Genomic DNA, 26,141 nt, shown 5'->3' with positions numbered 1-26,141 from the left:
AAAATTTACTCCATCTTGAAGGATTTGTAATAATAAAGCCGAATATTCTCAATTCTCGTTTTTTCTAATTCTTTTTGAGTAGTACCTACCCACATACTGGGTAAAATGTCTTGATGTTGATAAAAACTGTGAACTCTTTGGGCTGTATCATTAATCTTAAAATAATTGGTTAAATCTTGACGACCTTTGAGATGGTAGTAAAGCACTGGGTTATTATTTGCTTTTGATAAACCCGTGAAAAACAAACTTGATCCTTGCAGAGGTTTTAAGACTGAATCAGGAAAATGTCGCCAGACTAAATTGATGGTTTCTGGTCTGAAAAAATCATCTTCTTGAAGTTCGGCATAAATTTCGATTTCACTTTTACCATTAAAGTAAAAATCAAAACCAATTAACTCAACAAATTCACTTAAATAATCACTGTCAGCAGCACCATCACTTAAAACGAAAGCAGTTTGTAGCTTTTCAGGATAATCTTTAATTCTAATGTGTATTTTTAAACTAGAATCAGCTAAATTAGTTCTTAAATCAAGTCCAGCACTGAGAACTTCTAGTTTGCTAAAGTCAAAGTTATGTCCTAAAAATTTCTGTAATAAGGAATAATCTAATTGAACACCAACTCGGTTTTCAACTTGCCGAAAAAAAGCTAAAGATTGAGTTAGACATTTTTGCCATTCTTGGGACTGATCTTTAAAAAAGAGCATAAACCGTGAGGCAATGAGTTTATCTAATTCTATCTTACAGGAGGCTTCAATATTACAATCGCCTTCAACTTCCATAACAAAATCTTCAAACAGCCCCAGAGGATAAATCGGCTCAACATCAAAAGCTTGTTGATGATTACGGATAAATTGTATTCTTTGCTCTTTGAGAGAGTTTTTTTGAATCTCGGCAACTATCATAATTTCAAGTGTTAGATTAAAGATCAAAAGTCGGGGATTTATGTAAATCTTTGATTTTGATTCTCAGAGTTTAAGAAAATCCCCGACTTTTTTAATCACTTCGCTCAAAAGCTTCTCCCGCGTGCCAGGTAACAGAAAGCCCTGAATTAACAAGGGTTGTACGTCAATTCGTTGGGGCAAACCGCGCACCCTGGCAAGCAGAAAAAGACTTTTGACATGATTTGAAGTTCGATGCTCTAATCGGGAGCATTACTCCGCGTCGTCTCCCGCAAAGGGATGCGCAATCCCTCGGAGCCATTGGGGAGCAATCGCATTGCCATCACGAGAGACGGTAGCGGCATTTTCCCGTTGGACAGGAACAGAGTTACGGGGTGTCAGTTTCTTGGTTTTCATGGGGTAAAATCCTCCAATAAGTTTATTTTTGATAAAAAAATTTATGACAGTGCCAACAATGTCAAGAGGTTTTAGGTAAATTATTGTTAAGGAAAAGTAAAGTTTGCGAATCACACTTTCTCCCCTGTTCCCCCTCTCCCCTGCTTCACTAATCAGGTGGATGCCAACCAGCTTTAACCCAATTTTTACGCACAACAACAGCCAGATTATTGTTTAATCTTAAAGCTACAACTGTGGCACGACCACAAGCCGTTATCCCTTTAATTTCTGTTCCGTCTGGATTCCAAGAAAAATGTTCTTGCCATTTTTGAAGGCGAGGATTAAATAAGGAAACTAACTGCTCAGATTCAGGATCAATAGCCTCAGTTTGTGTCCACTTATATTGATTACATAATTCCCAAGCTAAACATAAATTATCTTCTGTATTAGCACCACCTTTAGTTAAAGGTTGGATATGATAAATTTGTAATCTTCCCATAATATAATCCTGGTGACTGAGGCAATATTCACAGCGATTTCCTGCCCGTTGTCTAACTTTTTGGCGCAAAGTTTCTGTGAGAAAGCTCATGGTATTAAAGGATCTCTCAAACCTCTTTTAACGGCTTCAGCCAAGGCTATTGACTTTCTTAATTGTCCCATTTGGTAAATTGAGATTAAAACTGATAATTCATAGCCTTCAGCTTCGGTTAAACCCGTATTTTTTCCCTTAGCTTGTAACTCTCCCAAGCGTTGATTTTGAACAACATCCATTTTTGAATTAGCTAATTCAATCACTTCAGTATCTAACAGATGGGAAATTTCAACATGATTGCCCACTGCTGAGAGATTATTAAAGGTAGGTAAAATGATTTCTAAGGTATCAATTAAAACCTCTGATAACTCTCGTTCCGTAGCCTTTCCTAAACATTGGGCGGTTTCAGCTAAACTGACTGGTAAATCAATAGTAACTCGAGTCATTTGTGATGTATGAGTAAGTAAATCTTACCTTAATCATAGCTTAAGTAATTCTGTCAGAGGTACAAAATCCTCAAAATCTTAACATTCAACACTTCTGGTTTTTCACACTGTAGCAGCACTGCCAATCCAAGTCAATAATTTTTAGGTAAATTTTTGTTAAGAAAGAGGGCGTTGCTGAATCAAGGTATGAATGACAACCTTGCACCCATCCAAAAGTTAGTTTGGGTCTAGGTTTTAAAAATACCACAAAAGAAGATTCATATCTCAAATCAGCAACGCCAGTTGATTCATGAATCAACCTACTATGAGAGCAACAACCTGTACTCCCCTGCTCCCCCTCTCCCCTGCTTCTTCACCCCCCGAAGCAATCTCTTAAAAGTTTTAATTGTTCTGATTGATAATAAATTGATGAACAATCTCAACTCTTAGATTTAATTCCCGTGCAATTTGTTCTTCATTAAGTCCCAACCTAACCAGAAGGGGAATTGTTTCCATTTTCCCTTCAAGTTTTCCTTCAAGTTTCCCTTCAAGTTTCCCTTCAAGTTTCCCTTCAAGTTTCCCCTCTTCCTTAGCTTCTTGATAAAACTTGGTTTGTTTCCATTCCGTGAGATTAAACATAGCTTCTAACTCCTGGCGACTTTTCTGCGGAAATTTGTAGATAATAATCTTCTCGATTAACTCGATAACATTTCGTTGAGTGTTAGGGTCAATAATCTGTTGGCGGGTTTGCTCAATCAAGGATTGAACCTGTTTTGGTGCTTTTTTCGTGCTGATGACGATAAACTGGAGGATACTTATCCCCAGAGAGGGAGGAGATTCAGCCTCGATTTCATCGAGATATATTCGTTGCATCTGCTCTAAGTTTAGCAAATTTTGGTAAGCGATGGGAAACCCAATGTCCAAGCGGCGCTTTCCCCACAGAATCACGGGACAGCAAGTACGTTCAGGCTTATACTGCTTGAGATAGAGGAAGATTTGAGTCATAAATCGCCAATAAAAATCCTCGTCTTTTTGAAATTGAACTTCGACAAAGTAAAGCGGATAATCCGGGTGGTCTGCATCGGGAATAAATACCCCATCGAGTCGGAAAGCTAATTCTTTGATTTCGACTGATTTAAATTGATAATTTTGCGCCAGATTGGGAGATTCTCCTAGCAGTTGAAAGAGAAGTTCGGGAAAGACTTGAAATAGGGTATAAAAGATTTTATCGGTTTTCATTACTCCTTCTTTGGTCGTCAAGTCAATAGTTTTTTTATGAATTTTCGTGAAGTTTTTGTTAAATTTAGATTACTCTAACTAGCTTGATGTTTGAGCGTAGCTATTCCTAATTGCAAAACATCTAAAACCTGGGCTAAGTCACCGGCTAATAAAGCATCTCTATCTAACCATAATCCAGGGAATATCTGGGAACAAATTATCCCTTCTGAGTTCTGTTCAAGTTTAATATATTCTTCATTGGTTAATCTAAACCAATCAAATTCTCCATCTTCGACTCGCCAGACTAAATATTCTTGCACTTGGTTACGGCGATAAACATTGAGTTTTTGATGTAAGTCAAGGGAGACGGTACTCGCTGCAATTTCGACGATTAACTCTGGCGCACCTTCGACATAGCCATCCTCACTAATCGTTGATTGTCCACCATTTTTAATTCTTAATAGTGCATCGGGTTGAGGTTCATTATCAGCATCAAGACGAACCGTACAATTATCGCCTAATTGCAGATTGGGAGTAAAGGCTTGATAAAAACCTAGCCAAGTAACAATCTGAGCATGAGGTTCACCATGGTTCTTAATTCTGAGGGGAGAAGCCATAATATAAACAATTCCTTCAATGAGTTCTGCTTTTTTTAGATTTGGCATAGCCTTATATCTACGCTCAAATTCACGACGAGTAAGCTTGTCCCCATTTTCTAGGCGTGGAATGGTTAATTGAGGAGAAATTGTTGCAGTTGCTATCATTTTGGTATTTCCTGTCGTCAAAAAATGGGTAATTCTAAAGTAAATCCGGGTAAAACGTACTCCCCAGATAAGGTGGTTGGTAATGAGACGATTTCTACTTCCTGATTCTGGCGATAGATGGCTACCTGTTGACTAATGGGATCAATTAACCAACCCAATCTTAAGCCACTATCAAGATATTCCTGCATCTTTGCTTGGAGTTGACTTAAAGAATCAGTACGCAACCTTAATTCTATCACAAAATCAGGACAAATTGTGGCAAATTTTTATTGTTCTTCTCGGGGTAAAGCGTCCCAGCGTTCATTAGCAATCCAAGCGACATCAGGGGAACGTTTACCCCCCTTGGGTAAGGTAAAGATAGTGGAATAACTAAAGACTTTACCGAGTTTGGTTTGACGATTCCATAACCAAACAAAGCCGTTTAAATCTGATTCTCGATTCCCACTAATAGCACCAATCGGGGGCATAATAATTAATTCTCCTTGGGCAGTTTGTTCAATTCGCCAATCGTCGTTATTATGGCAAAGTTGATAAAATTGCTCATCGCTTAAATTGACGGATTTTAAGTTTAAGATAATCGGTTCGACGGTAATCATGGGGGTTAATTTGCCTAATTAAACACTTCAGAAACTTTTAAATTGAGTTGATTAAATATAGATAATTTTACTAAGTCATTATTGCTAAAATTACCAGATTCTGTATAAGTATTTCCTCTTAATTCTAAGACTAAAATAGTTTGAGTTTGAGGATCAACTATCCAGTATTCGGGAATCCCACAATCTTGATATTGAATTCTTTTAGCGATGTAATCTCTCTCTCTTTGGATTTCCCCAGGACTAACCACTTCAAAGACTAATAAGGGGGGTAACATGGAAAGAAGAATCGTATTTCTCTGGGAAAGTAGTTTAATATGTTCTTCTCGAATAATGGTTAAGTCAGGGTAACGGTTTTTCGGTTCGCCTCTCACTTCTAATTCCAAACCATGTCCTCTCACTCTATCGGTTCCTAGCATTAAAGCAAAGACTAGAAAAAGACGATTGGCAATTTGAAAGTTAAGTCCTGATTCGGGTGGGATTTCTACCAATTCTCCGTTAAATAATTCATAATATTCCTCTGAATTATCCTCATATTGTAGATATTCGGCAAAGGTCTGAAAGCGGGGTTTTGTTATTAACATAAAACTTACTCCGTTTTAAAGAATTTAAATATGCCTAGAAAACCTCGAAATCTTCAAGCTGGTTATTCCTACCACGTCACCACACGCTGCAATAACCGAGAGTTCAAACTATCGAAGCGGGAATGTCGGGAGGTATTTCTTGATGCCATCAAGAAGGCTTTAGACAAATACCAGTTTAAGCTTTATGCTTTGTGTATTATGTCTAATAATTAGAGCAGTTATCTTAATGGTGAGGTACGAAGTTTTCGTTTTGGGGAGTCGGTCGTCGATACCAAATTGGGTTACACTTCATCGAAATTTGTCGGTCTGATTCTTTGTGATCATGACCAGACATTACCTGATGAGACTTTCTTCCTCAACTCTTGAGGAGTCGTGCGTTTCATTTTTGAACTGGCGACTTCTGAGTCAAGACCTAATCTAGCGGCGTGATTGCTCTAAACTAAAGTTATCGCTTGATCAGTATATAGCAATGACCTTAATCGCTGTCATCGATTACGACATGGGAAATCTGCACTCTGCCTGTAAAGGACTCGAAACCGTGGGTGCAGTGCCGAAAATTACCGATTCTCCCCTCGATCTCGAAAAAGCTGACGCTATTGTCTTACCCGGAGTCGGTTCTTTTGATCCTGCTGTCCGGCAAATTCGCGCTCGTCATCTCGAAAAACCGATCAAAGCAGCGATCGCTAATGGTAAACCCTTTCTCGGTATCTGTCTCGGTTTACAAATTCTCTTTGAGACATCGGAGGAAGGTCAAGAGGCGGGTTTAGGGGTTATTCCGGGGACAGTGCGCCGTTTTCGCTCGGAACCTGGCATTACCATTCCCCACATGGGTTGGAATCAGTTAGACTTCACCCAGCCGGATCATGCTCTTTGGCAGGGATTACCCCCGCATCCTCACGTCTATTTTGTCCATTCCTATTATGTCGATCCCCTTGATAGTCATCTAACTGCTGCCACCGTCACCCACGGCAGTCAAACGGTGACGGCAGCGATCGCTCGTGATCGTTTGGTAGCGGTGCAGTTTCACCCGGAAAAATCCTCGACTAATGGCTTAAAAATTCTGGCTAACTTTGTTGAACAGGTGCAAAAATTAGCTTTAGTCTCCTAAATAAGCCTTTAAAACCCGCTCGTTTTTTTGGATTTCGCTGGGAATGCCATCGGCTAAATTTGTCCCTTCTGCTAATACCCAAACGTAGTGACAAAGGGACATAATCACATCCATATTATGCTCGATAATTAAAAAGGTAATTCCCTGACGATTCCACTCGATAATATGGTCGCTGATTTGAGCGATTAAAGTGGGGTTAACTCCGGCGGCCGGTTCATCTAATAAAATTAATTTTGGCTCGGTCATTAGCGCTCGGCCAATCTCTAATAATTTACGCTGTCCTCCCGATAAAGCTCCCGCATAATCCTGCGCTTTTTCCCCTAGACCGATCGAATCTAAGATGTCCAAAGCTTTGAGACGATTTTCCTGTTCCTGTTGGCGAATTTTTGCCCCCTGAAACCAGACTTTGAGAAAATTTTCTCCCGTTTGCCCCGGACTAGCTAAGAGCATATTTTCTAACACTGTTAATCGGGATAATACCCTAGCTACTTGAAAAGTTCTCACACATCCTTTCAGGGCAATTTGATAGGGAGGCAGCTGATGAATCGGCTGACCATCAAGAAAAACTTCCCCTTTATCTGGGCGAATAAAATTAGATAAAAGGTTAAAAAGTGTGGTTTTGCCGGCTCCATTTGGTCCGATTAACCCGGTGATGCTGCCCTGCGGCACGTCCAAAGAAGCATTATTGACGGCGCAAATGCCCCCAAAACTTTTCGATAATCCTTTGGCAGAAAGTAACATAATTGATCAGATAAACATCAGTTATCAGTAAACATTAAACAGTAATCAGTGAAAAGACAGTAAGTAGTCGTGGGAAATAAATTTCTTAGTTGAGACAGGCAATAGGCACTCTTGCAATAGGCAATAGGGTTATTTAAATGTGTAATTAATTTTGCTTAAGTCCTTAGAAAACTGCTATTTAATACTGCTCACTTAATATTCAAATCTAATCACTGATAACTGATAACTGATAACTGATAACTGATAACTGAAATTATTTTCCCAAAGTTAACTCCTCTTTTTTGCCCAGGATACCCTGGGGTCGCCAGATCATTAAAACCATGAGCAGCAGGCCGATAATCATAATCCGTAAAGCCCCTAATTGGCTATCATTAAAAATCTCTAATTGGGGTAGAATAAAGCGAGTCAGGGAATCGTAGGCCCAGAAAATTATTGATCCTAGTAAGGTGCCGGCATTGCTACCAGAGCCACCGAGAATGATAATAATCCAAGCGTTAAAAGTCAATAATGGTTCAAAATTAGTTGGGTAAATAGTGGTTAATTGCCATGCTAAAAAAGCCCCGGCCAAACCAGCGATCGCACCCCCTAACATCAAAGATTGTAACTTATACCAAAAGACATTTTTTCCTAAAGCCCGGGGAATTTCTTCATCTTCCCGGATAGCTTTGAGGATGCGTCCCCAAGGCGATCGCAAAAGTAATTCTAAACCAGTATAAACGAGAGCGAGGAGGACTAAAACTACCACCATCAGCCCGGCTTTGTAATTATAGTCATTCAAGGCAATTACGCCGTTTATATACAGAAAAAGCAGGATTATCGCCCCTAACGCCCCCCAAAAGATTAAAGCCCTCTTTTGCGTCGGTTGATAGCTTTTACCGCTAATTTGCCCAGCTTCGCGCCATTGTCGTTGCAGATTGCGCCCCAATTGCCAGAGAGCAAAGATAGCAAGCAGGGTAAACAGGGCAATAATTAATAATTTGACGGGAAAACTGGCATTTATATCCAAAGGTAGGGGATAACGTTGTAGTCCGAAACTGCCTTTCGTTAACCAATCCTCGTTAAGCACCAGCAAACGAATTAACTCAGACACCCCGATGGTGACAATTGCTAGATAATCGGCTCTTAATCTCAGGGTGGAAAAACCGATAGCCAATCCCAACAACGCCCCTAGGAGCGCCCCGACAATGGCGGCAAAAATCATCGGTACACCCTGTAAAGTTAATAAAACCGTTGCATAAGCCCCTAAAGTGGCAAAAGCAACGTGACCAAAGTTAATTAAGCCAGTAAATCCCCATTGTAGATTTAAACCGAGGGCAAAAATCGCATAAATACCCGCCCAAATTGTCAGGGAAACCAAATAATCTGTCATCTTAAGTAAAAAGCAAAAAAGGGGATAGGGGTTGGGGGAGATGGGGAGATGGGGAGAAAAAAGCTGACGGCTAACTGCTAGTATAATATCAGTGACAACGGCCTCTGTAGCTTTTTAGACGATAGCAAAGCTCAGGGGATGGTAGGCTATGAATACTTTTTTAACCTTGTCCTGTTAATTTCTATGCCTCTTTTGATTCTAATTGCCGATGATGACCCCGGTGTCCGCCTAGCGGTCAAAGACTATTTAGAATTAGCAGGTTATAGTGTGCTAGCGGCGAGTAATGGTTTGGAAGCTTTGACTTTATTGGATACCTATCATCCCCATCTTTTGGTATCGGATATCAAAATGCCCCGTTTAGACGGTTATTCTTTGGTGACTAAGGTGCGGCAACAGCCAGAATTTAGGTTATTGCCGGTAATTTTTTTAACCGAAAGAGGGTCAACAGAGGAAAGAATTCGCGGTTATCAAGTGGGTTGTGATATCTATCTCCCTAAACCTTTTGAGATGGAGGAATTAAAAGCAGTTATTCGCAATCTTTTAGAGCGAGCGCAAATGGTGCAAAGTGAACGTCAATACCAGAAATTAAAACCAGAAGAAAGCCCCCAAACTACGGCTGTTTTAACTTCTTCTTTACAGGACGATTTTAAGTTAACTAATCGCGAACGGGAAGTGTTAGAACATCTAGCCCGGGGACTTTCTAATAGTGAAATTGGGCAAAAACTGCATCTTAGTTCTCGCACGATCGAGAAATATGTTAGCAGTTTACTCAGGAAAACAACTACTAACAATCGCGCCGAATTGGTTCGTTTTTCCCTCGAACATAGATTAATCGATTAGCTGAAAGAAAAACTTAAATTTTGCTTTTTACGTCCTCCAAAAGACTGCCACAGGAGTCTAAAAGTAGCTCGATTACGCGGTCAAAACCTTCACGACCACCGTAGTAGGGATCGGGAACTTCTTTTTCTGGGTGATAACGAGCATAGTCACACATTAACTTGACCTTTTCTTGATATTTTCCTGTCCGATCTAGGGATAAAATATCTTGATAATTGGCTTTATCCATGGCTAAGATTAGATCAAAATTCTCGAAATCCTCGCGGGTAAATTGTCTAGCTGTCCCTTGCAGAGGAATACCGCGTTTTTTGGCCGCCGTATTCATGCGAGAATCGGGAGGAGAACCGATATGATAACCGGCAGTCCCCGCAGAATCACAGAGGATTTTATTGCCTAATCCTTCTTGTTCAATCAGATAGTTCATGATATTCTCGGCAGCGGGAGAACGACAGATATTTCCTAAACAGACGAAGAGTAGTTTATAGGGCATAAATTGACCGGTAGAATCATCACTAAATTGCCAATTATAGGGCATTTTTAACATCCCGATAAAGATTTATCCTCAAAAAACTCCTCGCTGTCCATTAACCTAATTTTGGCTAATCCCAAGCTTTCTAAATAATCTTGCCACCCTTGGGGGGTATCTTCGATCGCTAATAATCCTAATACCCTAGCTACATCTGCTACCCAGGGTAGGGTGTGAATTCTATAACCCTGCCAGTTTACTTCTAAGGATAACCATGCGGGAATCTCTTGGGGGTTAAATTGTTGGCAGGCAAGATAATCAGCTTGAAAGCAGTAAATCTGAGGTGGTTTTTGACTCTCTAACAAGGGTAAATACTCCTTCTAATCTGGACATTAATCTCTTTGTTCGTATTTTAGGGGAACCTCAGCATAATTTCTGTTAAATATGAACTTCTCTTGTCAAGAAATAGTGAAAAAATAAGTGATAACTAGGCTGAGTTTCCCCTTACCCCTAATTCTCCCCTAAGCGAGGACGAATAATTAAATAAATTGCCGGACCGATTAGAGGCAATAGGGAAATTACTGGCAACAGGAAAGGATTTTTTAATCCCCGTCGGGTTAGATCATCTTGCAGCAAAATTGGACATAATAGGGTTAAAAGACAGAAATCTAAACTCATAACCTGAATAAAACGGCTAGTTTGCCACTGATGCCAATAATCAGACCAATTGCCGTTGATTAATCCGTAAGCGATTAAAATTGCCGCAGTAATTAGAGCAATTACTCCCAACCAAGGAGAGTCTAAAAGTTTAATGACCAGATTTTTTTTACCAGTAAAATTGCTGTTGGGTTGACGGAGGGTTAGATAGGGTAAAATAGCGAAAGCTCCCACGACAAAGGAGGCAAAAGCAAAGGGCCAAGCGATGATTTTTTGGTCACGACCATCGATAATTAAAAGGCTAGTGTAGATAAGTGGCCAAACTCCCATCAGGTTAAAAAGAGCGATAATTAACGGGTTAATATCTTGCCATTTGCCAGTGGAAAGATCGATAATTAAATTCATTGTATCTGGTTGGTCAGGGGGTGCTAGTAAAAAAGCGTATAATCCGAAGCCTAACCAAAGTAAACCGAGAATAATTTTTGTTAACATGGGAGTAGATAATTAGGTTAATTGAGTAATGGGATTCCATCGGATATTTTAGTATAAAAGTGATCAAAAGATCAAGCAATATTACCTAATCAATGATCACTAATTTTTAGGGAAGACGACGAGGATTTCTGGTTTCTCCTGGGGTAATTTCTGCACTTTTAGAGTTGAGTAAGCGAGTTTGTTCGAGGATAGTTTCTAAGTCTTCATCCGAGAATTCTTGTACATAGTTTAATTTGACTTCTTCTAGGAAGATAATTAATAACATCTCGATTCTTTCTAGACTGTGACGGGATTGTAATTCCCCGGCGAGAGATTGCCCGAAACGCTGGACCAATTGCTGCACTAAACGCTCAAAAACTTCGTCTTCCTGGGTAATCTTTTCAGCTATATTAACAAAGGATTGATACAATTGACTAGATAAGCGATTGCTCAAGTCAGTTTTTAACCCTTTCATGCCGGGTAATCGCAATAAGCTTTGATAAGCGGGAGTTTGACTGAGAATTTTCTCGATATTGTATTTAATTAAAGCTTCTGTTTCTGGTTTAACTTGCGGTAAAACCTTGTCAACGGTACTATTAATGACTAGGCGAAAAATTTCGACAACTTCATTAGTATCATTGAGATTATTATAGCCGCCATTGAGAGATTGATCGAGAAGTTTCTCCACTTGTCCTCGTCGAATATATTCCTGTATTTGATTAATAATTCTCAGGACAATTATCTCAGTAATATCTTTAGAAATCAGAGCAACTAACCCTTGAACTGCCTGTTCTTTAATCACTCTTAAGTTAATAATTTTAACTTGATCTAGGCGAATAACGGTAGGAATAAATCGCAACCATCTCCAGATAGGAATAAAGAGAAAAATATCGTACCATCGCCATAACATAGCCTCGCGCCAACGTAGGCCTTTATGAGTGCGAGCAATCCACCAAGTTCTCAGCATAAATTCCCAGAAAAAGATGGTACCAAATAAAAAATCGATCGCCTCAAAGTTATCTATCGGTCTCCCATCTTCTCCGAGAGGACGAAAATAATTAGTTTCTATTAAAGGTTGAATTTCTTGATTAAAAAATTTCAACTCTTTTTCCCAGCCATTTTGACTTAGATAATCCCAACTCCAAAACTTCTGAAAGGCTGCTTTTGCGGAAACATTTTCCGTTTTAAAAACCCGCAAGCGCATTTTATTTTTAATCTTCTCTAAAGTCCCAGTTTTCTCCGCCGAGGCAAAGGGATTATTATCGATCATATCGACACTTTTTTGGCGCAAATTGGACAAAATGTTCTCGACTTCTTGGCGATTAACTTCTGTATTAAATGCCTTTTGATTGATTAGTTCATTCAGTTTATTAACCGTATATAAATATTCACTGGTACTGCGATAGGGTTTAATCCCTTTCACCAGATCATACTTAGCGATTCCTTTAACAAAGGGAATTTCTAGGGGTTGATCGGGAGGTATTTGTAATTCTTGAAAGGAAATCGTCCCGAGTTTTATTGGTTCATTAAATCTTAATAAGGTTATTTGCAAGCGTCCCTGTAACCAAAAATCTCGCAGGGGAATATAGGTTAAATCGAAAATAACAAGAATATAATTGCATAATACCAACAGGGCCATGCAAGTCTCAAAGAGATTGCGTAGGGAAAAACGACGGTTTGTGATCACGGGAGTTTTAGTCAAAGTCATCAGCCTAGAAAGCACACTTTGACTATGGTAAACCGAAAATGCCTAATTTTTTTGCCCGAAAGCGATAGAAGTAGTTAAAAAAGAGCGGTTAAACTTAGTTTACCTCAGCAATTAATAGATGTAGTCTTCTATTCTGTGATAGCACCCTACCAGATTCAGTTAAGTAGTTAGCTACAACTTCTTTGGGAAGAACATTTTTATCTTAAAATGTCGGGGTGAAGCTCCTCAGTTTTACCGATGGGATGAAACCCCGACCAACATAGTTCTGCTTGATTACTTTAACTTTTTAATCCAATCTCTAATAATTGTGAATAAGCCATGCTGATAATTTTCCCAAAACTAATGAAAGAGCTTCTCAAGCCACTCCCCAAAAACGACTATCCTGCATTAAGTACATTTCCTTTGTGTCCTGTTGGATAGGTTTGGCGCTGGATAAAAGTATCGTTAGCATGAGAGACTTAAGCGCACGCCTAAAAATGCTAGGAATTAATGTCAATACGTCAACGTTTTCTAAGGCGAGTAAAATCCGAGAGACAGAACCATTTGAGAAAATCATAAATGAATTAAATAAAAGGTTAGTAAGCAAAAAAGGAAAAGAAGCAGCTCAAGCTTTATTTCCAATTGACTCAACAATAATCTCACTGACAAGTAAACTGTTGTGTACAAAAGGGTCGCATCAAGTAAAATTATTCTGTGGACTAAATATTAAGTAGTCGGACATAAATTCTGTTGTCTATCTTAAGAAATGTAAATTGCCGCAATTCTTACTGACTACTGACTCCTGACTACTGACTCCTTACCCGACAGTTAACTTTACTTTTGTCCAACTACTTATCACCACAGAAGTAGGGGGGATTGTGATCAATTTTGGTCAAGGACATGACTCGCTCATAAGGGCAAAAAACTATCGAATAAATTCCTGTAAATTGGTTTGGGGTAATGGACAGAGGCTTTTCTTCTAATGAAAGAATCAGAAAATTATTAGAGAAAAAAGACAAGCACTTTGTTTTAAGGGTAAAAAATGATCTGAAGCTAGAAATGCTGGAAAATGGTCAAACTAGGAGCAGAAAAAAGAGAAGTAGAGGTAAGAATCGTTGAGTTTTGTGATCTAGAAAGTAAAAGTGAATTTCGGATGGCGACGGACTTACCCTTAGAAGGAGAAGGAGGGGTAAGTAATCAGGGTAAGCGCATCTTAACAATCCTTGACAAAATGAACTTTATGTGGGTTGCTTACCCACGATTCAGGCATATTTGAGGAGAATTTGCCATCTCAATTGTTAAGCAAAAATCGATCAAATGGGTCGAGTTCGTAACTATTCTGATTGACTGGTATCACTTGAAATGCCCGCGCGGATTACAAAATTGGCCAATTGTCAATAGCGTTTGAGATGCTCTCACCCTGGGATAGGTATAGCTGCTTCTTAAAAGTTGCCAAACATTAATCAAGTCAAGGAGAATTTATTCTCAATTATAAAAATTGAGATAGTTTTCGCTGCTTAAATAAAGAGGTTTTGATAACCAAATTCCAGGGTAATCGCATGTTGATAGAGTTCTCAAATTCCGAGGAGTTAGGTCTAAAATTCGATGGGCAACTCAGGCTTTGACCTGCACAAGGCGACCGAATCTCTGGTTTTGCCAGTCATTATGGCCTAACAAACCCCGAACTGAGCTTATCTACTCAGTTCCTTAAATTCCCAAAACTCCTGATCAACTGCAAGATTAACATCTACCTCCCCTCTCTGTCAACGGCACTGGCGGCTAAGATTTTCACCATGAAATCATTGTTCATGCCTGCCTTATACCGTTTCATCTTTAGGCTCATTTTTGAGGGTTCTCGCTTTAACAGATTCACACTTAAACGGCGCAACAGACCTAGGTTTTCCGCTCCATAGCCTAGACGAATCCGACTGGCATCTTCATTAAAGGTAACATCGAGTACCCAATGGAGACTATTTTCGATACTCCAATGCCTGCGAATCACCTCGGCCTGTTTTTGGGCATCGGCTGCTAAACTACTGATGAAGAAGCGAATTTCTGTCGTAGTTTTATTCCATAATTGGCGGACACTGCGAACCATGACTAGGGTGGTTAGGCCAGGCCAGAGACTCTGCCGATGCAGGGGCGGTAATTGAGACACTGGCACTACCCAAATTTGACGGGTTTCGAGCCGGTGATGCCCCGACTCCACCTTTTCGTGGTAGCTGTATTCAATCCCTTGCCAATCCCCGGCTATAGCTTGGTCAAACCAGCCTTCTACTTGTTGAAAGAGCTTGCCCTGATTGCCTTTGAGGGCTAAGACGTAATCTCCAGCCCCAGACTTGATTTGTTGGGCAATTTCAGTCTGGGTTCCCATGGCATCCAAGGTGACTATCGCTCCCTTGAGATTGAGCAATTGCAGCAGGTGCGGCACGGCGGTAATTTCATTGGATTTACTGTCCACTTTTTCTTGGGCTAAGACTAACCCATGTTCGCTACTCCAAGCACTGACGGTGTGCAAAGCTTTCAGCTTTTCCTCTCGGTCATAAGAATTTCTGGCCGTTTTCCCATCTATGTGGATTAGTTCTATGTTCAATTTCTCGGTGATTTCCTCTATCCAAGCCAGGAATCCTGACTGTAATTGCTTGGGTTCTAGCATCCCTAGCACTCTGCCAAAGGTATCGTGGGAAGGTATGCCATTCGGTAGGTCTAAAAATGTTTCCAACCAAGATTGCTTGGCTTGTCCGTAGGCTTCTATGGCGACAAACCCATCGGCACCAGCTAATACCGCCAAGATAGCTATGGTAATTATCGAGACTAGGCTATGATTGCGCCCCCTGTCCGCCCTCGGGTCTTCTAGATGCTGAAAATGTTTCAAGACACTGTTTCTTAAAACCTTTGCCTCTCGCTCTTGCTTGGGGTTTAAAACTAGGAGACCAAAACCGGATGCCATGCTCAACTGCTACACCATGTAACTTTTTGCTTCCTCTCAGATTAACTTATATCAGCTCGTCCTGCTAGGCATGACATTCAGTCACCTCTGTCTGTTACGTTTTCTACAAAACGACGTGCGATTACCCTGAACCAAATTCAAGCATATCTAAAGAGTTTTGAGTTAAAAGTTAAACTTTAAGTTCTTATTCAGTACATTCGTAATGAATAACTAATTTTTTTGGGAAAATTAGTTAGCCCCCTATTCTAACATATAATTAACTTGCACGATTTCTATTGAAAAAATGTTTAGTTTAAGTGATTTAAGAGAAACTAAGGTCTATCAAGAAGCTTTAGAGGAAGGCGAGGAAAAGGGTAAAGAAGAAAAAGCTCGACAAATTGCTCTAAAAATGCTATCTGCTGGTTTTCCTATCCCAGAAATCGCCCAATTTACCGATTTATCCCCCAACGCGATCAAGCAATTACAAAGACAGCAGCACAATTAAAGCTTTTAACCGCAAAGGGTGGGGAATTAGGGAAATTTCGGCTCATCTCCCCACCCCAAGCGCAATTAACCACGTTTAGCGAGGCGACGCACCACTAAACCGCCCCCTAGTATGCCTAATCCGATAATACTAGAAGGTTCGGGCGTTCTGAATACCTGTACACGATTGTTGAACGTATCAGCTACATAGATCTTACCACCGCCACCGACAGCGATACCGGAGGGGTTATTGAACTGACCGTTCCCCGTACCGGAGCTACCGAAAGCGTACTGGAAGACACCACTGGGGTTGAATACCTGTACGCGGTTGTTGACAGTATCGGCCACATAGATCTTACCATCGCTATCGACAGCGATACCAGTGGGTGAAATGAACTCACCGTCCCCCGAACCTAAGCTACCGAAAGTGGACTGGAAGAATCCATTGGAGTCGAACACCTCTACGCTGTTGTTGGCAGTGTCGGCTACATAGATATTACCACCGCTACCGACGGCAATACCTTGGGGCATACTCAAATAACTGTTCCCGAAAGTGGACTGGAAGACTCCACTGGAGTTAAACACCTGTATGCGATCGTTGAGCGTATCAGCTACATAGATATTACCACCGCTACCGACGGCGATACCTTGGGGCCAATTTAACGGACCCGCCACCGAAGCAGAGCCATCGAAAGTGGACTGGACGTTTCCACCAGAGTCGAACACCTGTACGCGGTTGTTGAGAGTATCGGCCACATAGATATTACCTGCGCCATCGACAGCGATACCACTGGGTGAACTGAACTGACCGCTCCCCGTACCGAAGCTACCGAAAGTGGACTGGAAGACTCCACTAGAGTTGAACACCTGTACGCGGTTGTTGGCAGTATCGGCTACATAGATATTACCACCGCTACCGACGGCGATACCGAAGGGGTTATTGAACTGACCGTTCCCCGAACCTTGGCTACCGAAAGCGAATTTAAAATCGGCCGCAGTGGCACTGCTGGCGATACTAATACATCCGATCGCAGTGGCCGTGACTAAAGAAAAGGATTTGAGCAGAGCCTTTGATAAGCTATGTTTCTCCCCCTCCCCGTGATTGATAACTTTAGATAGGGACATAAAACTTCAGAAAATTTGCTCCCACTATACCCCTTCCTCTAGTAATTGTCAAGAAATTTCTGGGAAGATGTGATAAATTTGCTGAAATTTATAGAGTTTAGTCGATGATTAGAATTGAATTTTGCCGATAATGTATTCCGTGCTACGATTCTCTTCGGCAATAGTTACGGCAAATACAGGATGTCAACACCAGCGACCGAGGGTATCCTAGGAGAAACGGAAAGTAATCCCTGAAGATGTTTGATAATATTTGTAAATTTATTGCCGAAAACTTCTCCGATGATCTAGCCACTTGGTTATTAGGTTCTCCCCTCTCCTTAACCGTCCTCGACCCGACGGAATTACAACTAGACCCCATTCGTGCTGATTCTCTGATTTTGTTACAGTCAGAGCAATTAATTCTCCATACCGAATTTCAAACCGACCCCAACTCTAAGATTCCTTTCCGAATGCTTGATTATCGCATTCGCGTCTATCGTCGTCATCCCCAAAAACCAATGCGTCAAGTGGTAATTTATCTGCGACGCAGTGATTCCCCCCTAGTACAAGAAAATACCTTCTGTCTGGGGGAAACCTTTCATTCCTTCCAAGTTATTCGTCTTTGGGAAGAAAATACACCACAATTTTTCCATCATCCCGGTTTATTACCCTTTGCTGTTCTCAGCAATACCGATGACCCCGAACAGGTGTTAAGTCTGGTGTCCCGTTCTCTAGAAACTATCTCCCAAAAACAGGTACAAAGCAATCTCGCAGCCGCTACCAGTATTCTCGCCGGGTTAGTATTAAATCGAGAGACGATTAAAAAAATTCTTCGGAGTGACATTATGAGAGAATCCGTCATCTATCAAGATATTTTAGAGGAAGGCGAGGAAAAAGGACTACAAAAGGGCAAAGAAGAAAAAGCTCGACAAATTGCCCTAAAAATGCTATCTGCTGGTTTTCCTGTCCCAGAAATCGCCCGATTTACCGATTTATCCCCCGACGCGATCGAGGAATTACAATCGAGAGACGATTAAAAAAATCCTTCGGAGTGACATTATGAGAGAATCCGTCATCTATCAAGATATTTTAGAGGAAGGCAGAGAGGAAGGCAGAGAGCAAGGGGAATTATCCGCTAAATTAAACTCCATTCCCCGTTTATCGGTCTTAGGACTAAGTGTAGAACAAATTGCCCAAGCTTTAGACTTAGAAATTGAACAAGTACAACAAGTCATTGAGGGACAAAATTGAGTGAAAACGGACAGTATTTTCTATCGTCTCTTTCAGACTTTTCCTGAAAGTTTCTTTGATTTGCTCAATCTTCCCCCCGAAACCGTCAATCATTATCAATTTTCCTCCCTAGAAGTTAAACAACTCGCTTTTCGTTTAGATGGGGTCTTTCTTCCCGATAACCTGAATGACCCGATTTACTTTGTCGAGGTACAATTTCAAAAAGATGAACGGTTTTACTCGCGCTTTTTTAGTGAAATATTTCTCTATTTTCATCAGAGTGAGAGTAATAACAATTGGCAAGGGGTAATCATTTACCCTTATCCAGAAATTGAAAACAGTCCCAAATCTCGTTATCAAGAATTCTTTCAGTCAGGTCGGGTTAACTGTTATTATCTGAATCAGTTAGATGAGGGGGATTCTCTAGGGGTAAAAGTGTTACAATTAATTGTCGAATCGGAACCAAACACCTTAGCACAAGGAAAAGAACTGATTCAACAAGTTAGACAACAATTCCAGGAGTCTTTAAAAAGACGGGACATTCTAGAATTAATCGAGACAATTCTCATTTATAAATTACCGAAAATGAATCGTAAGGAGATAGAAGCTATGTTTAGTTTAAGTGATTTAAGAGAAACTAAAGTCTATCAAGAAGCTTTAGAGGAAGGTATTGAACAAGGTATTGAACGAGGTATTGAACGAGGTATTGAACGAGGTATTGAACGAGGTATTGAACAAGGTATTGAACAAGGTATTGAACGGGGCCGACAAGAGGGAGAATTATCCGCTAAATTAAACTCTATTCCCCGTTTATCGGTCTTAGGACTAAGTGTAGAACAAATTGCCCAAGCTTTAGACTTAGAAATTGAACAAGTACAACAAGTCATTGAGGGACAAAATTGAGTGAAAACGGACAGTATTTTCTATCGTCTCTTTCAGACTTTTCCTGAAAGTTTCTTTGATTTGCTGAATCTTCCCCCCGAAACCGTCAATCATTATCAATTTTCCTCCGTAGAAGTTAAACAACTCGCTTTTCGTTTAGATGGGGTCTTTCTTCCCGATAACCTGAATGAACCGATTTACTTTGTTGAGGTACAATTTCAAAAAGATGAACGGTTTTACTCGCGCTTTTTTAGTGAAATATTTCTCTATTTTCATCAGAGTGAGAGTAATAACAATTGGCAAGGGGTGATAATTTATCCTCATCCAGAAATTGAAAACAGTCCCAAATCTCGTTATCAAGAATTCTTTGCGTCAGGTCGGGTTAACTGTTATTATCTGAATCAGTTAGATGAGGGGGATTCTCTAGGGGTAAAAGTGTTACAATTAATTGTCGAATCGGAACCAAACACCTTAGCACAAGGAAAAGAACTGATTCAACAAGTTAGACAACAATTCCAGGAGTCTTTAAAAAGACGGGACATTCTAGAATTAATTGAGACAATTCTCATTTATAAATTGCCGAAAATGAATCGTAAGGAGATAGAAGCTATGTTTAGTTTAAGTGATTTAAGAGAAACTAAAGTCTATCAAGAAGCTTTAGAGGAAGGTATTGAACAAGGTATTGAACAAGGTATTGAACGAGGTAGAGAGGAAGGAGAATTATCCGCTAAAAAAAGCCTAATTTTACGTCAGCTAAATTTAAAACTAGGTTCTATTCCTTTAAAGGTAGAACAAAAAATTAAACAATTAAATCCTAATCAACTGGATAATTTAGCTCTTGCGTTGTTGGCGTTTTCGGATTTAGAAGATTTGCACCAATGGTTAAATTTAAAAAAAAAGCCTTAGATTGAACAATTTCAGCAACAATTAAAGCTTTTAACCGCAAAGGGTGGGGAATTAGGTAAATTTCCGACCATCTCCCCACCCCAAGCGCGATTAACGACGTTTAGCGAGGCGACGCACCACTAAACCACCCCCTAGTACCCCTAATCCGATAATACCAGAAGGTTCGGGAGTGGACACCGGCGGCTGACTTTGGCTGAATACCTGTACGCGACCGTTGTTCGTATCAGCCACATAGATATTACCACCGCCATCGACGGCAATACCGACGGGGCTAGCGAACTGACCGTCCCCCAAACCGAAGCTACCGAAAGTGGACTGGAAGACACCACTGGAGTTGAATACCTGTACCCGATCGTTGCCAGCATCAGCCACATAGATATTACCACCGCCATCGACGGCAATACCGACGGGGCTAAAGAACTCACCGTCCCCCAAACCGTTGCTACCGAAAGTGGACTGGAAGACACCACTGGAGTTGAATATCTGTACGCGATTGTTGTTAGTATCAGTTACATAGATATTACCACCGCCATCGACAGCGATACCGTTGGGGAACCTGAACTGACCGTTCCCCGTACCGTTGCTACCGAAAGCGGACTGGAAGACACCACTGGAGTTGAATACCTGTACGCGACTGTTGAACGTATCAGCCACATAGATATTACCACCGCTACCGACGGCGATACCGAAGGGGGAGCTGAACTGACCGTTCCCCGTACCGAAGCTACCGAAAGCGGACTGGAAGACACCACTAGGGTTGAATACCTGTACGCGACTGTTGAACGTATCAGCCACATAGATATTACCACCGCTACCGACGGCGATACCGAGGGGGCTAGCGAACTGACCGTCCCCCGTACCGTTGCTACCGAAAGTGGACTGGAAGACACCACTGGAGTTGAATATCTGTACGCGACTGTTGCCAGCATCAGCCACATAGATATTACCACCGCTACCGACGGCGATACCTCTGGGGTTAGCGAACTGACCGTTCCCCGTACCGTTGCTACCGAAAGCGAAGGAAAAAGTGGCTGTGGCTGCAGTGGCACTGGTGGCGATACTAATACATCCGATCGCAGTGGCCGTGACTAAAGAAAAGGATTTCAGCAGAGCCTTTGATAAGCTCTGCTTCTCCCCCCCCCATGATTGATAAGTTTGGCTAATGACATAAAACTTCATACAATTTAACTCATTGTAAGCTACCCCTTCCTCTAGTAATTGTCAAGAAATTTCTGGTTAAGATGTGATAAATTTGCCGATAATGTATTCTGCGCTACGATTCTCTTCGGCAATAGTTACGGAGGATGTGAACACCAGCGACCGAGGGTATCCTAGGAGAAACGGAAAGTAATCCCTGACGATGTTTGATAATATTTGTAAATTTATTGCCGAAAACTTCTCCGATGATTTAGCCACTTGGTTATTGGGTTCTCCCCTCTCCTTAACCGTCCTCGACCCGACGGAATTACAATTAGACCCCATTCGTGCTGATTCTCTGATTTTTTTGCAGTCAGAGCAATTAATTCTCCATACCGAATTTCAAACCGACCCCAACTCTAAGATTCCTTTCCGAATGCTTGATTATCGCATTCGCGTCTATCGTCGTCATCCCCAAACACCAATGCGTCAAGTGGTAATTTATCTGCGACGTAGTGATTCTCCCCTAGTACAAGAAAATACCTTCCGTCTGGGGGAAACCTTTCATTCCTTCCAAGTCATCCGTCTTTGGGAAGAAAAGACACCACAATTTTTCCATCATCCCGGTTTATTACCCTTTGCTGTCCTCAGCAATACTGATGACCCCGAACAGGTGTTAAGTCTGGTGTCCCGTTCTCTAGAAACTATCTCCCAAAAACAGGTACAAAGCAATCTCGCAGCCGCTACCAGTATTCTCGCTGGGTTAGTATTAAATCGAGAGACGATTAAAAAAATCCTTCGGAGTGACATTATGAGAGAATCCGTCATCTATCAAGATATTTTAGAGGAAGGCAGAGAGGAAGGCGAGGAAAAAGGACTACAAAAAGGTAAAGAAGAAAAAGCCAGACAAATTGCCCTGAAAATGCTATCTGCTGGTTTTCCTGTCCCAGAAATCGCCCGATTTACCGATTTATCCCCCGACGCGATCGAGGAATTACAATCGAGAGACGATTAAAAAAATCCTTCGGAGTGACATTATGAGAGAATCCGTCATCTATCAAGATATTTTAGAGGAAGGCAGAGAGGAAGGCAGAGAGCAAGGGGAATTATCCGCTAAATTAAACTCCATTCCCCGTTTATCGGTCTTAGGACTAAGTGTAGAACAAATTGCCCAAGCTTTAGACTTAGAAATTGAACAAGTACAACAAGTCATTGAGGGACAAAATTGAGTGAAAACGGACAGTATTTTCTATCGTCTCTTTCAGACTTTTCCTGAAAGTTTCTTTGATTTGCTCAATCTTCCCCCCGAAACCGTCAATCATTATCAATTTTCCTCCGTAGAAGTTAAACAACTCGCTTTTCGTTTAGATGGGGTCTTTCTTCCCGATAACCTGAATGAACCGATTTACTTTGTTGAGGTACAATTTCAAAAAGATGAACGGTTTTACTCGCGCTTTTTTAGTGAAATATTTCTCTATTTTCATCAGAGTGAGAGTAATAACAATTGGCAAGGGGTGATAATTTATCCTCATCCAGAAATTGAAAACAGTCCCAAATCTCGTTATCAAGAATTCTTTGCGTCAGGTCGGGTTAACTGTTATTATCTGAATCAGTTAGATGAGGGGGATTCTCTGGGGGTAAAAGTGTTACAATTAATTGTCGAATCGGAACCAAACACCTTAGCACAAGGAAAAGAACTGATTCAACAAGTTAGACAACAATTCCAGGAGTCTTTAAAAAGACGGGACATTCTAGAATTAATCGAGACAATTCTCATTTATAAATTACCGAAAATGAATCGTAAGGAGATAGAAGCTATGTTTAGTTTAAGTGATTTAAGAGAAACTAAAGTCTATCAAGAAGCTTTAGAGGAAGGTAGAGAGGAAGGTAGAGAAAAAGGTAGAGAAGAAGGTAGAGAGGAAGGTAGAGAAAAAGGTAGAGAGGAAGGCAGAGAGCAAGGGGAATTATCCGCTAAATTAAACTCCATTCCCCGTTTATCGGTCTTAGGACTAAGTGTAGAACAAATTGCCCAAGCTTTAGACTTAGAAATTGAACAAGTACAACAAGTCATTGAGGGACAAAATTGAGTGAAAACGGACAGTATTTTCTATCGTCTCTTTCAGACTTTTCCTGAAAGTTTCTTTGATTTGCTGAATCTTCCCCCCGAAACCGTCAATCATTATCAATTTTCCTCCGTAGAAGTTAAACAACTCGCTTTTCGTTTAGATGGGGTCTTTCTTCCCGATAACCTGAATGAACCGATTTACTTTGTTGAGGTACAATTTCAAAAAGATGAACGGTTTTACTCGCGCTTTTTTAGTGAAATATTTCTCTATTTTCATCAGAGTGAGAGTAATAACAATTGGCAAGGGGTAATCATTTACCCTTATCCAGAAATTGAAAACAGTCCCAAATCTCGTTATCAAGAATTCTTTCAGTCAGGTCGGGTTAACTGTTATTATCTGAATCAGTTAGATGAGGGGGATTCTCTGGGGGTAAAAGTGTTACAATTAATTGTCGAATCGGAACCAAACACCTTAGCACAAGGAAAAGAACTGATTCAACAAGTTAGACAACAATTCCAGGAGTCTTTAAAAAGACGGGACATTCTAGAATTAATCGAGACAATTCTCATTTATAAATTACCGAAAATGAATCGTAAGGAGATAGAAGCTATGTTTAGTTTAAGTGATTTAAGAGAAACTAAAGTCTATCAAGAAGCTTTAGAGGAAGGTAGAGAGGAAGGTAGAGAAAAAGGTAGAGAAGAAGGTAGAGAAGAAGGAGAATTATCCGCTAAATTAAACTCCATTCCCCGTTTATCGGTCTTAGGACTAAGTGTAGAACAAATTGCCCAAGCTTTAGACTTAGAAATTGAACAAGTACAACAAGTCATTGAGGGACAAAATTGAGTGAAAACGGACAGTATTTTCTATCGTCTCTTTCAGACTTTTCCTGAAAGTTTCTTTGATTTGCTCAATCTTCCCCCCGAAACCGTCAATCATTATCAATTTTCCTCCGTAGAAGTTAAACAACTCGCTTTTCGTTTAGATGGGGTCTTTCTTCCCGATAACCTGAATGAACCGATTTACTTTGTTGAGGTACAATTTCAAAAAGATGAACGGTTTTACTCGCGCTTTTTTAGTGAAATATTTCTCTATTTTCATCAGAGTGAGAGTAATAACAATTGGCAAGGGGTGATAATTTATCCTCATCCAGAAATTGAAAACAGTCCCAAATCTCGTTATCAAGAATTCTTTGCGTCAGGTCGGGTTAACTGTTATTATCTGAATCAGTTAGATGAGGGGGATTCTCTGGGGGTAAAAGTGTTACAATTAATTGTCGAATCGGAACCAAACACCTTAGCACAAGGAAAAGAACTGATTCAACAAGTTAGACAACAATTCCAGGAGTCTTTAAAAAGACGGGACATTCTAGAATTAATCGAGACAATTCTCATTTATAAATTGCCGAAAATGAATCGTAAGGAGATAGAAGCTATGTTTAGTTTAAGTGATTTAAGAGAAACTAAAGTCTATCAAGAAGCTTTAGAGGAAGGTATTGAACAAGGTATTGAACGAGGTATTGAACGAGGTATTGAACAAGGTATTGAACAAGGTATTGAACGGGGCCGACAAGAGGGAGAATTATCCGCTAAATTAAACTCCATTCCCCGTTTATCGGTCTTAGGGTTAACTAGAGAACAAATTGCCCAAGCTTTAGACTTAGAAATTGAACAAGTACAACAAGTCATTGAGGGACAAAATTGAGTGAAAACGGACAGTATTTTCTATCGTCTCTTTCAGACTTTTCCTGAAAGTTTCTTTGATTTGCTAAATCTTCCCCCAGAAACCGTCAATCATTATCAATTTTCCTCCCTAGAAGTTAAACAACTAGCTTTTCGTTTAGATGGGGTCTTTCTTCCCGATAACCTGAATGACCCGATTTACTTTGTCGAGGTACAATTTCAAAAAGATGAACGGTTTTACTCGCGCTTTTTTAGTGAAATATTTCTCTATTTTCATCAGAGTGAGAGTAATAACAATTGGCAAGGGGTAATCATTTATCCTTATCCAGAAATTGAAAACAGTCCCAAATCTCGTTATCAAGAATTCTTTCAGTCAGGTCGGGTTAACTGTTATTATCTGAATCAGTTAGATGAGGGGGATTCTCTGGGGGTAAAAGTGTTACAATTAATTGTCGAATCGGAACCAAACACCTTAGCACAAGGAAAAGAACTGATTCAACAGGTTAGACAACAATTCCAGGAGTCTTTAAAAAGACGGGACATTCTAGAATTAATTGAGACAATTCTCATTTATAAATTGCCGAAAATGAATCGTAAGGAGATAGAAGCTATGTTTAGTTTAAGTGATTTAAGAGAAACTAAAGTCTATCAAGAAGCTTTAGAGGAAGGTATTGAACAAGGTATTGAACAAGGTATTGAACGAGGTAGAGAGGAAGGAGAATTATCCGCTAAAAAAAGCCTAATTTTGCGTCAGCTAAATTTAAAACTAGGTTCTATTCCTTTAAAGGTAGAACAAAAAATTAAACAGTTAAATCCTAATCAACTGGATAATTTAGCTCTTGCTTTATTGGACTTTTCGGATTGGGAAGATTTGCACCAATGGTTAAATTTAAAAAAAAAGCCTTAGATTGAACAATTTCAGCAACAATTAAAGCTTTTAACCGCAAAGGGAGGGGAATTAGGGAAATTTAGGCTCATCTCCCCACCCCACACCGATTA

31 protein-coding genes and 2 pseudogenes are annotated in these 26,141 nt (G+C 40.4%); 16 read left to right on the top strand and 17 right to left on the bottom strand.

Annotated features, from left to right (window positions below; translation table 11 throughout):
• Positions 1-5: 5 nt before the first annotated feature.
• From GQR42_RS08705 to GQR42_RS08670, 8 genes and pseudogenes are all read right to left on the bottom strand, one after another.
• Positions 6-902, bottom strand: coding sequence for a DUF5838 family protein (locus GQR42_RS08705; protein ID WP_158199663.1), 897 nt, complete (start codon positions 900-902; stop codon positions 6-8).
• A 249-nt stretch (positions 903-1,151) separates the two neighbouring features.
• Positions 1,152-1,295 (bottom strand): anacyclamide/piricyclamide family prenylated cyclic peptide, encoded by a 144-nt coding sequence (locus tag GQR42_RS08700; protein WP_158199662.1) that lies wholly within the window; start codon positions 1,293-1,295, stop codon positions 1,152-1,154.
• Between the two features lie 148 nt (positions 1,296-1,443).
• Positions 1,444-1,863 (bottom strand): HNH endonuclease, encoded by a 420-nt coding sequence (locus GQR42_RS08695; RefSeq protein WP_158199661.1) that lies wholly within the window; start codon positions 1,861-1,863, stop codon positions 1,444-1,446.
• The gene (locus GQR42_RS08690) at positions 1,860-2,252 is read right to left on the bottom strand and encodes a hypothetical protein (RefSeq protein ID WP_158199660.1); all 393 of its coding nucleotides are present in this window, start codon (positions 2,250-2,252) and stop codon (positions 1,860-1,862) included. Before GQR42_RS08690 ends, GQR42_RS08695 begins: the two co-directional genes overlap by 4 nt.
• 381 nt (positions 2,253-2,633) lie before the next feature.
• On the bottom strand, positions 2,634-3,470 hold the full coding sequence (locus GQR42_RS08685) for an Rpn family recombination-promoting nuclease/putative transposase (protein ID WP_158202430.1): 837 nt from the start codon (positions 3,468-3,470) through the stop codon (positions 2,634-2,636).
• Positions 3,471-3,544: 74 nt separating this feature from the next.
• Positions 3,545-4,213, bottom strand: coding sequence for a Uma2 family endonuclease (locus GQR42_RS08680; RefSeq protein ID WP_158199659.1), 669 nt, complete (start codon positions 4,211-4,213; stop codon positions 3,545-3,547).
• 17 nt (positions 4,214-4,230) lie between these two features.
• A pseudogene (locus tag GQR42_RS08675) lies at positions 4,231-4,809 on the bottom strand (Uma2 family endonuclease).
• A 14-nt stretch (positions 4,810-4,823) separates the two neighbouring features.
• Positions 4,824-5,390, bottom strand: a complete 567-nt coding sequence (locus tag GQR42_RS08670) for a Uma2 family endonuclease (RefSeq protein ID WP_158199658.1) — start codon at positions 5,388-5,390, stop codon at positions 4,824-4,826.
• A gap of 30 nt (positions 5,391-5,420) precedes the next feature.
• Between GQR42_RS08670 and GQR42_RS08665 the strand changes: the two genes are divergently transcribed.
• Positions 5,421-5,603: a transposase gene (locus GQR42_RS08665; protein ID WP_233271335.1), complete on the top strand. Its 183-nt coding sequence runs from the start codon at positions 5,421-5,423 to the stop codon at positions 5,601-5,603.
• 256 nt (positions 5,604-5,859) lie between these two features.
• On the top strand, positions 5,860-6,498 hold the full coding sequence (gene hisH / locus GQR42_RS08660) for an imidazole glycerol phosphate synthase subunit HisH (protein WP_158199657.1): 639 nt from the start codon (positions 5,860-5,862) through the stop codon (positions 6,496-6,498).
• On the opposite strand, the gene GQR42_RS08655 is transcribed toward hisH, so the two are convergent.
• Both GQR42_RS08655 and GQR42_RS08650 read right to left on the bottom strand, forming a co-directional pair.
• A complete protein-coding gene (locus tag GQR42_RS08655) occupies positions 6,487-7,239 on the bottom strand; it encodes an ABC transporter ATP-binding protein (protein WP_158199656.1) in 753 nt (250 codons plus the stop codon). The genes hisH and GQR42_RS08655 overlap by 12 nt on opposite strands.
• Before the next feature lie 253 nt (positions 7,240-7,492).
• Positions 7,493-8,608, bottom strand: a complete 1,116-nt coding sequence (locus tag GQR42_RS08650) for a branched-chain amino acid ABC transporter permease (protein WP_158199655.1) — start codon at positions 8,606-8,608, stop codon at positions 7,493-7,495.
• 183 nt (positions 8,609-8,791) lie between these two features.
• Between GQR42_RS08650 and GQR42_RS08645 the strand changes: the two genes are divergently transcribed.
• Entirely contained in the window at positions 8,792-9,448 is a 657-nt protein-coding gene (locus tag GQR42_RS08645) for a response regulator transcription factor (RefSeq protein ID WP_158199654.1), read from the top strand.
• 13 nt (positions 9,449-9,461) lie between these two features.
• Here GQR42_RS08645 and GQR42_RS08640 read toward each other — a convergent pair whose 3' ends face one another.
• The 4 genes from GQR42_RS08640 to GQR42_RS08625 all read right to left on the bottom strand — a co-directional run bounded on the left by GQR42_RS08640 (position 9,462) and on the right by GQR42_RS08625 (position 12,747).
• Positions 9,462-9,980 (bottom strand): low molecular weight protein-tyrosine-phosphatase, encoded by a 519-nt coding sequence (locus tag GQR42_RS08640; RefSeq protein WP_158199653.1) that lies wholly within the window; start codon positions 9,978-9,980, stop codon positions 9,462-9,464.
• A gap of 2 nt (positions 9,981-9,982) precedes the next feature.
• Positions 9,983-10,276 carry a hypothetical protein gene (locus GQR42_RS08635; RefSeq protein WP_158199652.1) on the bottom strand — a complete coding sequence of 98 codons (294 nt, stop codon included), beginning with the start codon at positions 10,274-10,276 and terminating at the stop codon, positions 9,983-9,985.
• Positions 10,277-10,421: 145 nt separating this feature from the next.
• Positions 10,422-11,060: a DUF2834 domain-containing protein gene (locus GQR42_RS08630; protein ID WP_158199651.1), complete on the bottom strand. Its 639-nt coding sequence runs from the start codon at positions 11,058-11,060 to the stop codon at positions 10,422-10,424.
• Positions 11,061-11,166: 106 nt separating this feature from the next.
• Positions 11,167-12,747, bottom strand: a complete 1,581-nt coding sequence (locus tag GQR42_RS08625) for a hypothetical protein (RefSeq protein WP_158199650.1) — start codon at positions 12,745-12,747, stop codon at positions 11,167-11,169.
• Between the two features lie 939 nt (positions 12,748-13,686).
• Between GQR42_RS08625 and GQR42_RS28545 the strand changes: the two genes are divergently transcribed.
• Entirely contained in the window at positions 13,687-13,845 is a 159-nt protein-coding gene (locus GQR42_RS28545) for a transposase (protein WP_233271334.1), read from the top strand.
• A complete protein-coding gene (locus GQR42_RS28540) occupies positions 13,796-14,002 on the top strand; it encodes a hypothetical protein (RefSeq protein WP_233271451.1) in 207 nt (68 codons plus the stop codon). Before GQR42_RS28545 ends, GQR42_RS28540 begins: the two co-directional genes overlap by 50 nt.
• A 471-nt stretch (positions 14,003-14,473) precedes the next feature.
• Here GQR42_RS28540 and GQR42_RS08615 read toward each other — a convergent pair whose 3' ends face one another.
• Positions 14,474-15,676 (bottom strand): ISAs1 family transposase, encoded by a 1,203-nt coding sequence (locus GQR42_RS08615; protein WP_233271010.1) that lies wholly within the window; start codon positions 15,674-15,676, stop codon positions 14,474-14,476.
• Between the two features lie 283 nt (positions 15,677-15,959).
• Here GQR42_RS08615 and GQR42_RS08610 point away from each other — a divergent pair, with 283 nt between their 5' ends.
• Positions 15,960-16,160: a hypothetical protein gene (locus GQR42_RS08610; protein WP_158199649.1), complete on the top strand. Its 201-nt coding sequence runs from the start codon at positions 15,960-15,962 to the stop codon at positions 16,158-16,160.
• A gap of 65 nt (positions 16,161-16,225) precedes the next feature.
• On the opposite strand, the gene GQR42_RS08605 is transcribed toward GQR42_RS08610, so the two are convergent.
• Positions 16,226-17,263, bottom strand: a complete 1,038-nt coding sequence (locus tag GQR42_RS08605; RefSeq protein ID WP_158199648.1) for a 6-bladed beta-propeller — start codon at positions 17,261-17,263, stop codon at positions 16,226-16,228.
• Between the two features lie 236 nt (positions 17,264-17,499).
• Between GQR42_RS08605 and GQR42_RS08600 the strand changes: the two genes are divergently transcribed.
• The 4 genes from GQR42_RS08600 to GQR42_RS08585 are packed head-to-tail and all read left to right on the top strand — an operon-like array spanning position 17,500 to position 20,260.
• The gene (locus GQR42_RS08600) at positions 17,500-18,279 is read left to right on the top strand and encodes an Rpn family recombination-promoting nuclease/putative transposase (RefSeq protein WP_158199647.1); all 780 of its coding nucleotides are present in this window, start codon (positions 17,500-17,502) and stop codon (positions 18,277-18,279) included.
• 22 nt (positions 18,280-18,301) lie between these two features.
• Positions 18,302-18,493 carry an aspartate aminotransferase gene (locus tag GQR42_RS08595; protein WP_158199643.1) on the top strand — a complete coding sequence of 64 codons (192 nt, stop codon included), beginning with the start codon at positions 18,302-18,304 and terminating at the stop codon, positions 18,491-18,493.
• Positions 18,494-19,375 carry an Rpn family recombination-promoting nuclease/putative transposase gene (locus GQR42_RS08590; RefSeq protein ID WP_158199646.1) on the top strand — a complete coding sequence of 294 codons (882 nt, stop codon included), beginning with the start codon at positions 18,494-18,496 and terminating at the stop codon, positions 19,373-19,375.
• On the top strand, positions 19,376-20,260 hold the full coding sequence (locus tag GQR42_RS08585; RefSeq protein WP_158199645.1) for an Rpn family recombination-promoting nuclease/putative transposase: 885 nt from the start codon (positions 19,376-19,378) through the stop codon (positions 20,258-20,260). It abuts the gene before it with no gap.
• A 90-nt stretch (positions 20,261-20,350) separates the two neighbouring features.
• On the opposite strand, the pseudogene GQR42_RS08580 reads toward GQR42_RS08585, so the two are convergent.
• Positions 20,351-21,429: pseudogene (locus GQR42_RS08580) on the bottom strand (6-bladed beta-propeller).
• 191 nt (positions 21,430-21,620) lie between these two features.
• Here GQR42_RS08580 and GQR42_RS08575 point away from each other — a divergent pair.
• From GQR42_RS08575 to GQR42_RS08550, 6 genes are read left to right on the top strand one after another with little or no spacing between them, the layout of a single operon-like run.
• On the top strand, positions 21,621-22,412 hold the full coding sequence (locus GQR42_RS08575) for an Rpn family recombination-promoting nuclease/putative transposase (protein WP_158199644.1): 792 nt from the start codon (positions 21,621-21,623) through the stop codon (positions 22,410-22,412).
• A 22-nt stretch (positions 22,413-22,434) separates the two neighbouring features.
• Complete coding sequence (locus GQR42_RS08570; protein WP_158199643.1) at positions 22,435-22,626, top strand: aspartate aminotransferase; 192 nt, start codon at positions 22,435-22,437, stop codon at positions 22,624-22,626.
• The gene (locus tag GQR42_RS08565; protein ID WP_158199642.1) at positions 22,627-23,484 is read left to right on the top strand and encodes an Rpn family recombination-promoting nuclease/putative transposase; all 858 of its coding nucleotides are present in this window, start codon (positions 22,627-22,629) and stop codon (positions 23,482-23,484) included. It abuts the gene before it with no gap.
• The gene (locus GQR42_RS08560; RefSeq protein WP_158199641.1) at positions 23,485-24,306 is read left to right on the top strand and encodes an Rpn family recombination-promoting nuclease/putative transposase; all 822 of its coding nucleotides are present in this window, start codon (positions 23,485-23,487) and stop codon (positions 24,304-24,306) included.
• The gene (locus GQR42_RS08555; protein WP_158199640.1) at positions 24,307-25,164 is read left to right on the top strand and encodes an Rpn family recombination-promoting nuclease/putative transposase; all 858 of its coding nucleotides are present in this window, start codon (positions 24,307-24,309) and stop codon (positions 25,162-25,164) included.
• Positions 25,165-26,049 (top strand): Rpn family recombination-promoting nuclease/putative transposase, encoded by an 885-nt coding sequence (locus tag GQR42_RS08550; protein ID WP_158199639.1) that lies wholly within the window; start codon positions 25,165-25,167, stop codon positions 26,047-26,049.
• Positions 26,050-26,141 lie beyond the last annotated feature (92 nt).

The organism is Microcystis aeruginosa FD4 (assembly GCF_009792235.1).
Lineage (GTDB): Bacteria > Cyanobacteriota > Cyanobacteriia > Cyanobacteriales > Microcystaceae > Microcystis > Microcystis viridis.
Note: the sequence above shows the minus strand (reverse complement) of the source record. Positions and strands in the feature narration are given on the sequence as shown.

Bases quoted from the DNA above. Each gene is read 5' to 3' on its own strand.
- GQR42_RS08705 (WP_158199663.1), bottom strand. From the start codon at position 902: ATGATAGTTGCCGAGATTCAAAAAAACTCTCTCAAAGAGCAAAGAATA.
- GQR42_RS08700 (WP_158199662.1), bottom strand. From the start codon at position 1,295: ATGAAAACCAAGAAACTGACACCCCGTAACTCTGTTCCTGTCCAACGG.
- GQR42_RS08695 (WP_158199661.1), bottom strand. From the start codon at position 1,863: ATGAGCTTTCTCACAGAAACTTTGCGCCAAAAAGTTAGACAACGGGCA.
- GQR42_RS08690 (WP_158199660.1), bottom strand. From the start codon at position 2,252: ATGACTCGAGTTACTATTGATTTACCAGTCAGTTTAGCTGAAACCGCC.
- GQR42_RS08685 (WP_158202430.1), bottom strand. From the start codon at position 3,470: ATGAAAACCGATAAAATCTTTTATACCCTATTTCAAGTCTTTCCCGAA.
- GQR42_RS08680 (WP_158199659.1), bottom strand. From the start codon at position 4,213: ATGATAGCAACTGCAACAATTTCTCCTCAATTAACCATTCCACGCCTA.
- GQR42_RS08670 (WP_158199658.1), bottom strand. From the start codon at position 5,390: ATGTTAATAACAAAACCCCGCTTTCAGACCTTTGCCGAATATCTACAA.
- GQR42_RS08665 (WP_233271335.1), top strand. From the start codon at position 5,421: ATGCCTAGAAAACCTCGAAATCTTCAAGCTGGTTATTCCTACCACGTC.
- hisH (WP_158199657.1), top strand. From the start codon at position 5,860: ATGACCTTAATCGCTGTCATCGATTACGACATGGGAAATCTGCACTCT.
- GQR42_RS08655 (WP_158199656.1), bottom strand. From the start codon at position 7,239: ATGTTACTTTCTGCCAAAGGATTATCGAAAAGTTTTGGGGGCATTTGC.
- GQR42_RS08650 (WP_158199655.1), bottom strand. From the start codon at position 8,608: ATGACAGATTATTTGGTTTCCCTGACAATTTGGGCGGGTATTTATGCG.
- GQR42_RS08645 (WP_158199654.1), top strand. From the start codon at position 8,792: ATGCCTCTTTTGATTCTAATTGCCGATGATGACCCCGGTGTCCGCCTA.
- GQR42_RS08640 (WP_158199653.1), bottom strand. From the start codon at position 9,980: ATGCCCTATAATTGGCAATTTAGTGATGATTCTACCGGTCAATTTATG.
- GQR42_RS08630 (WP_158199651.1), bottom strand. From the start codon at position 11,060: ATGTTAACAAAAATTATTCTCGGTTTACTTTGGTTAGGCTTCGGATTA.
- GQR42_RS08625 (WP_158199650.1), bottom strand. From the start codon at position 12,747: ATGACTTTGACTAAAACTCCCGTGATCACAAACCGTCGTTTTTCCCTA.
- GQR42_RS28545 (WP_233271334.1), top strand. From the start codon at position 13,687: ATGGACAGAGGCTTTTCTTCTAATGAAAGAATCAGAAAATTATTAGAG.
- GQR42_RS28540 (WP_233271451.1), top strand. From the start codon at position 13,796: ATGGTCAAACTAGGAGCAGAAAAAAGAGAAGTAGAGGTAAGAATCGTT.
- GQR42_RS08615 (WP_233271010.1), bottom strand. From the start codon at position 15,676: ATGGCATCCGGTTTTGGTCTCCTAGTTTTAAACCCCAAGCAAGAGCGA.
- GQR42_RS08610 (WP_158199649.1), top strand. From the start codon at position 15,960: ATGTTTAGTTTAAGTGATTTAAGAGAAACTAAGGTCTATCAAGAAGCT.
- GQR42_RS08605 (WP_158199648.1), bottom strand. From the start codon at position 17,263: ATGTCCCTATCTAAAGTTATCAATCACGGGGAGGGGGAGAAACATAGC.
- GQR42_RS08600 (WP_158199647.1), top strand. From the start codon at position 17,500: ATGTTTGATAATATTTGTAAATTTATTGCCGAAAACTTCTCCGATGAT.
- GQR42_RS08595 (WP_158199643.1), top strand. From the start codon at position 18,302: ATGAGAGAATCCGTCATCTATCAAGATATTTTAGAGGAAGGCAGAGAG.
- GQR42_RS08575 (WP_158199644.1), top strand. From the start codon at position 21,621: ATGTTTGATAATATTTGTAAATTTATTGCCGAAAACTTCTCCGATGAT.
- GQR42_RS08570 (WP_158199643.1), top strand. From the start codon at position 22,435: ATGAGAGAATCCGTCATCTATCAAGATATTTTAGAGGAAGGCAGAGAG.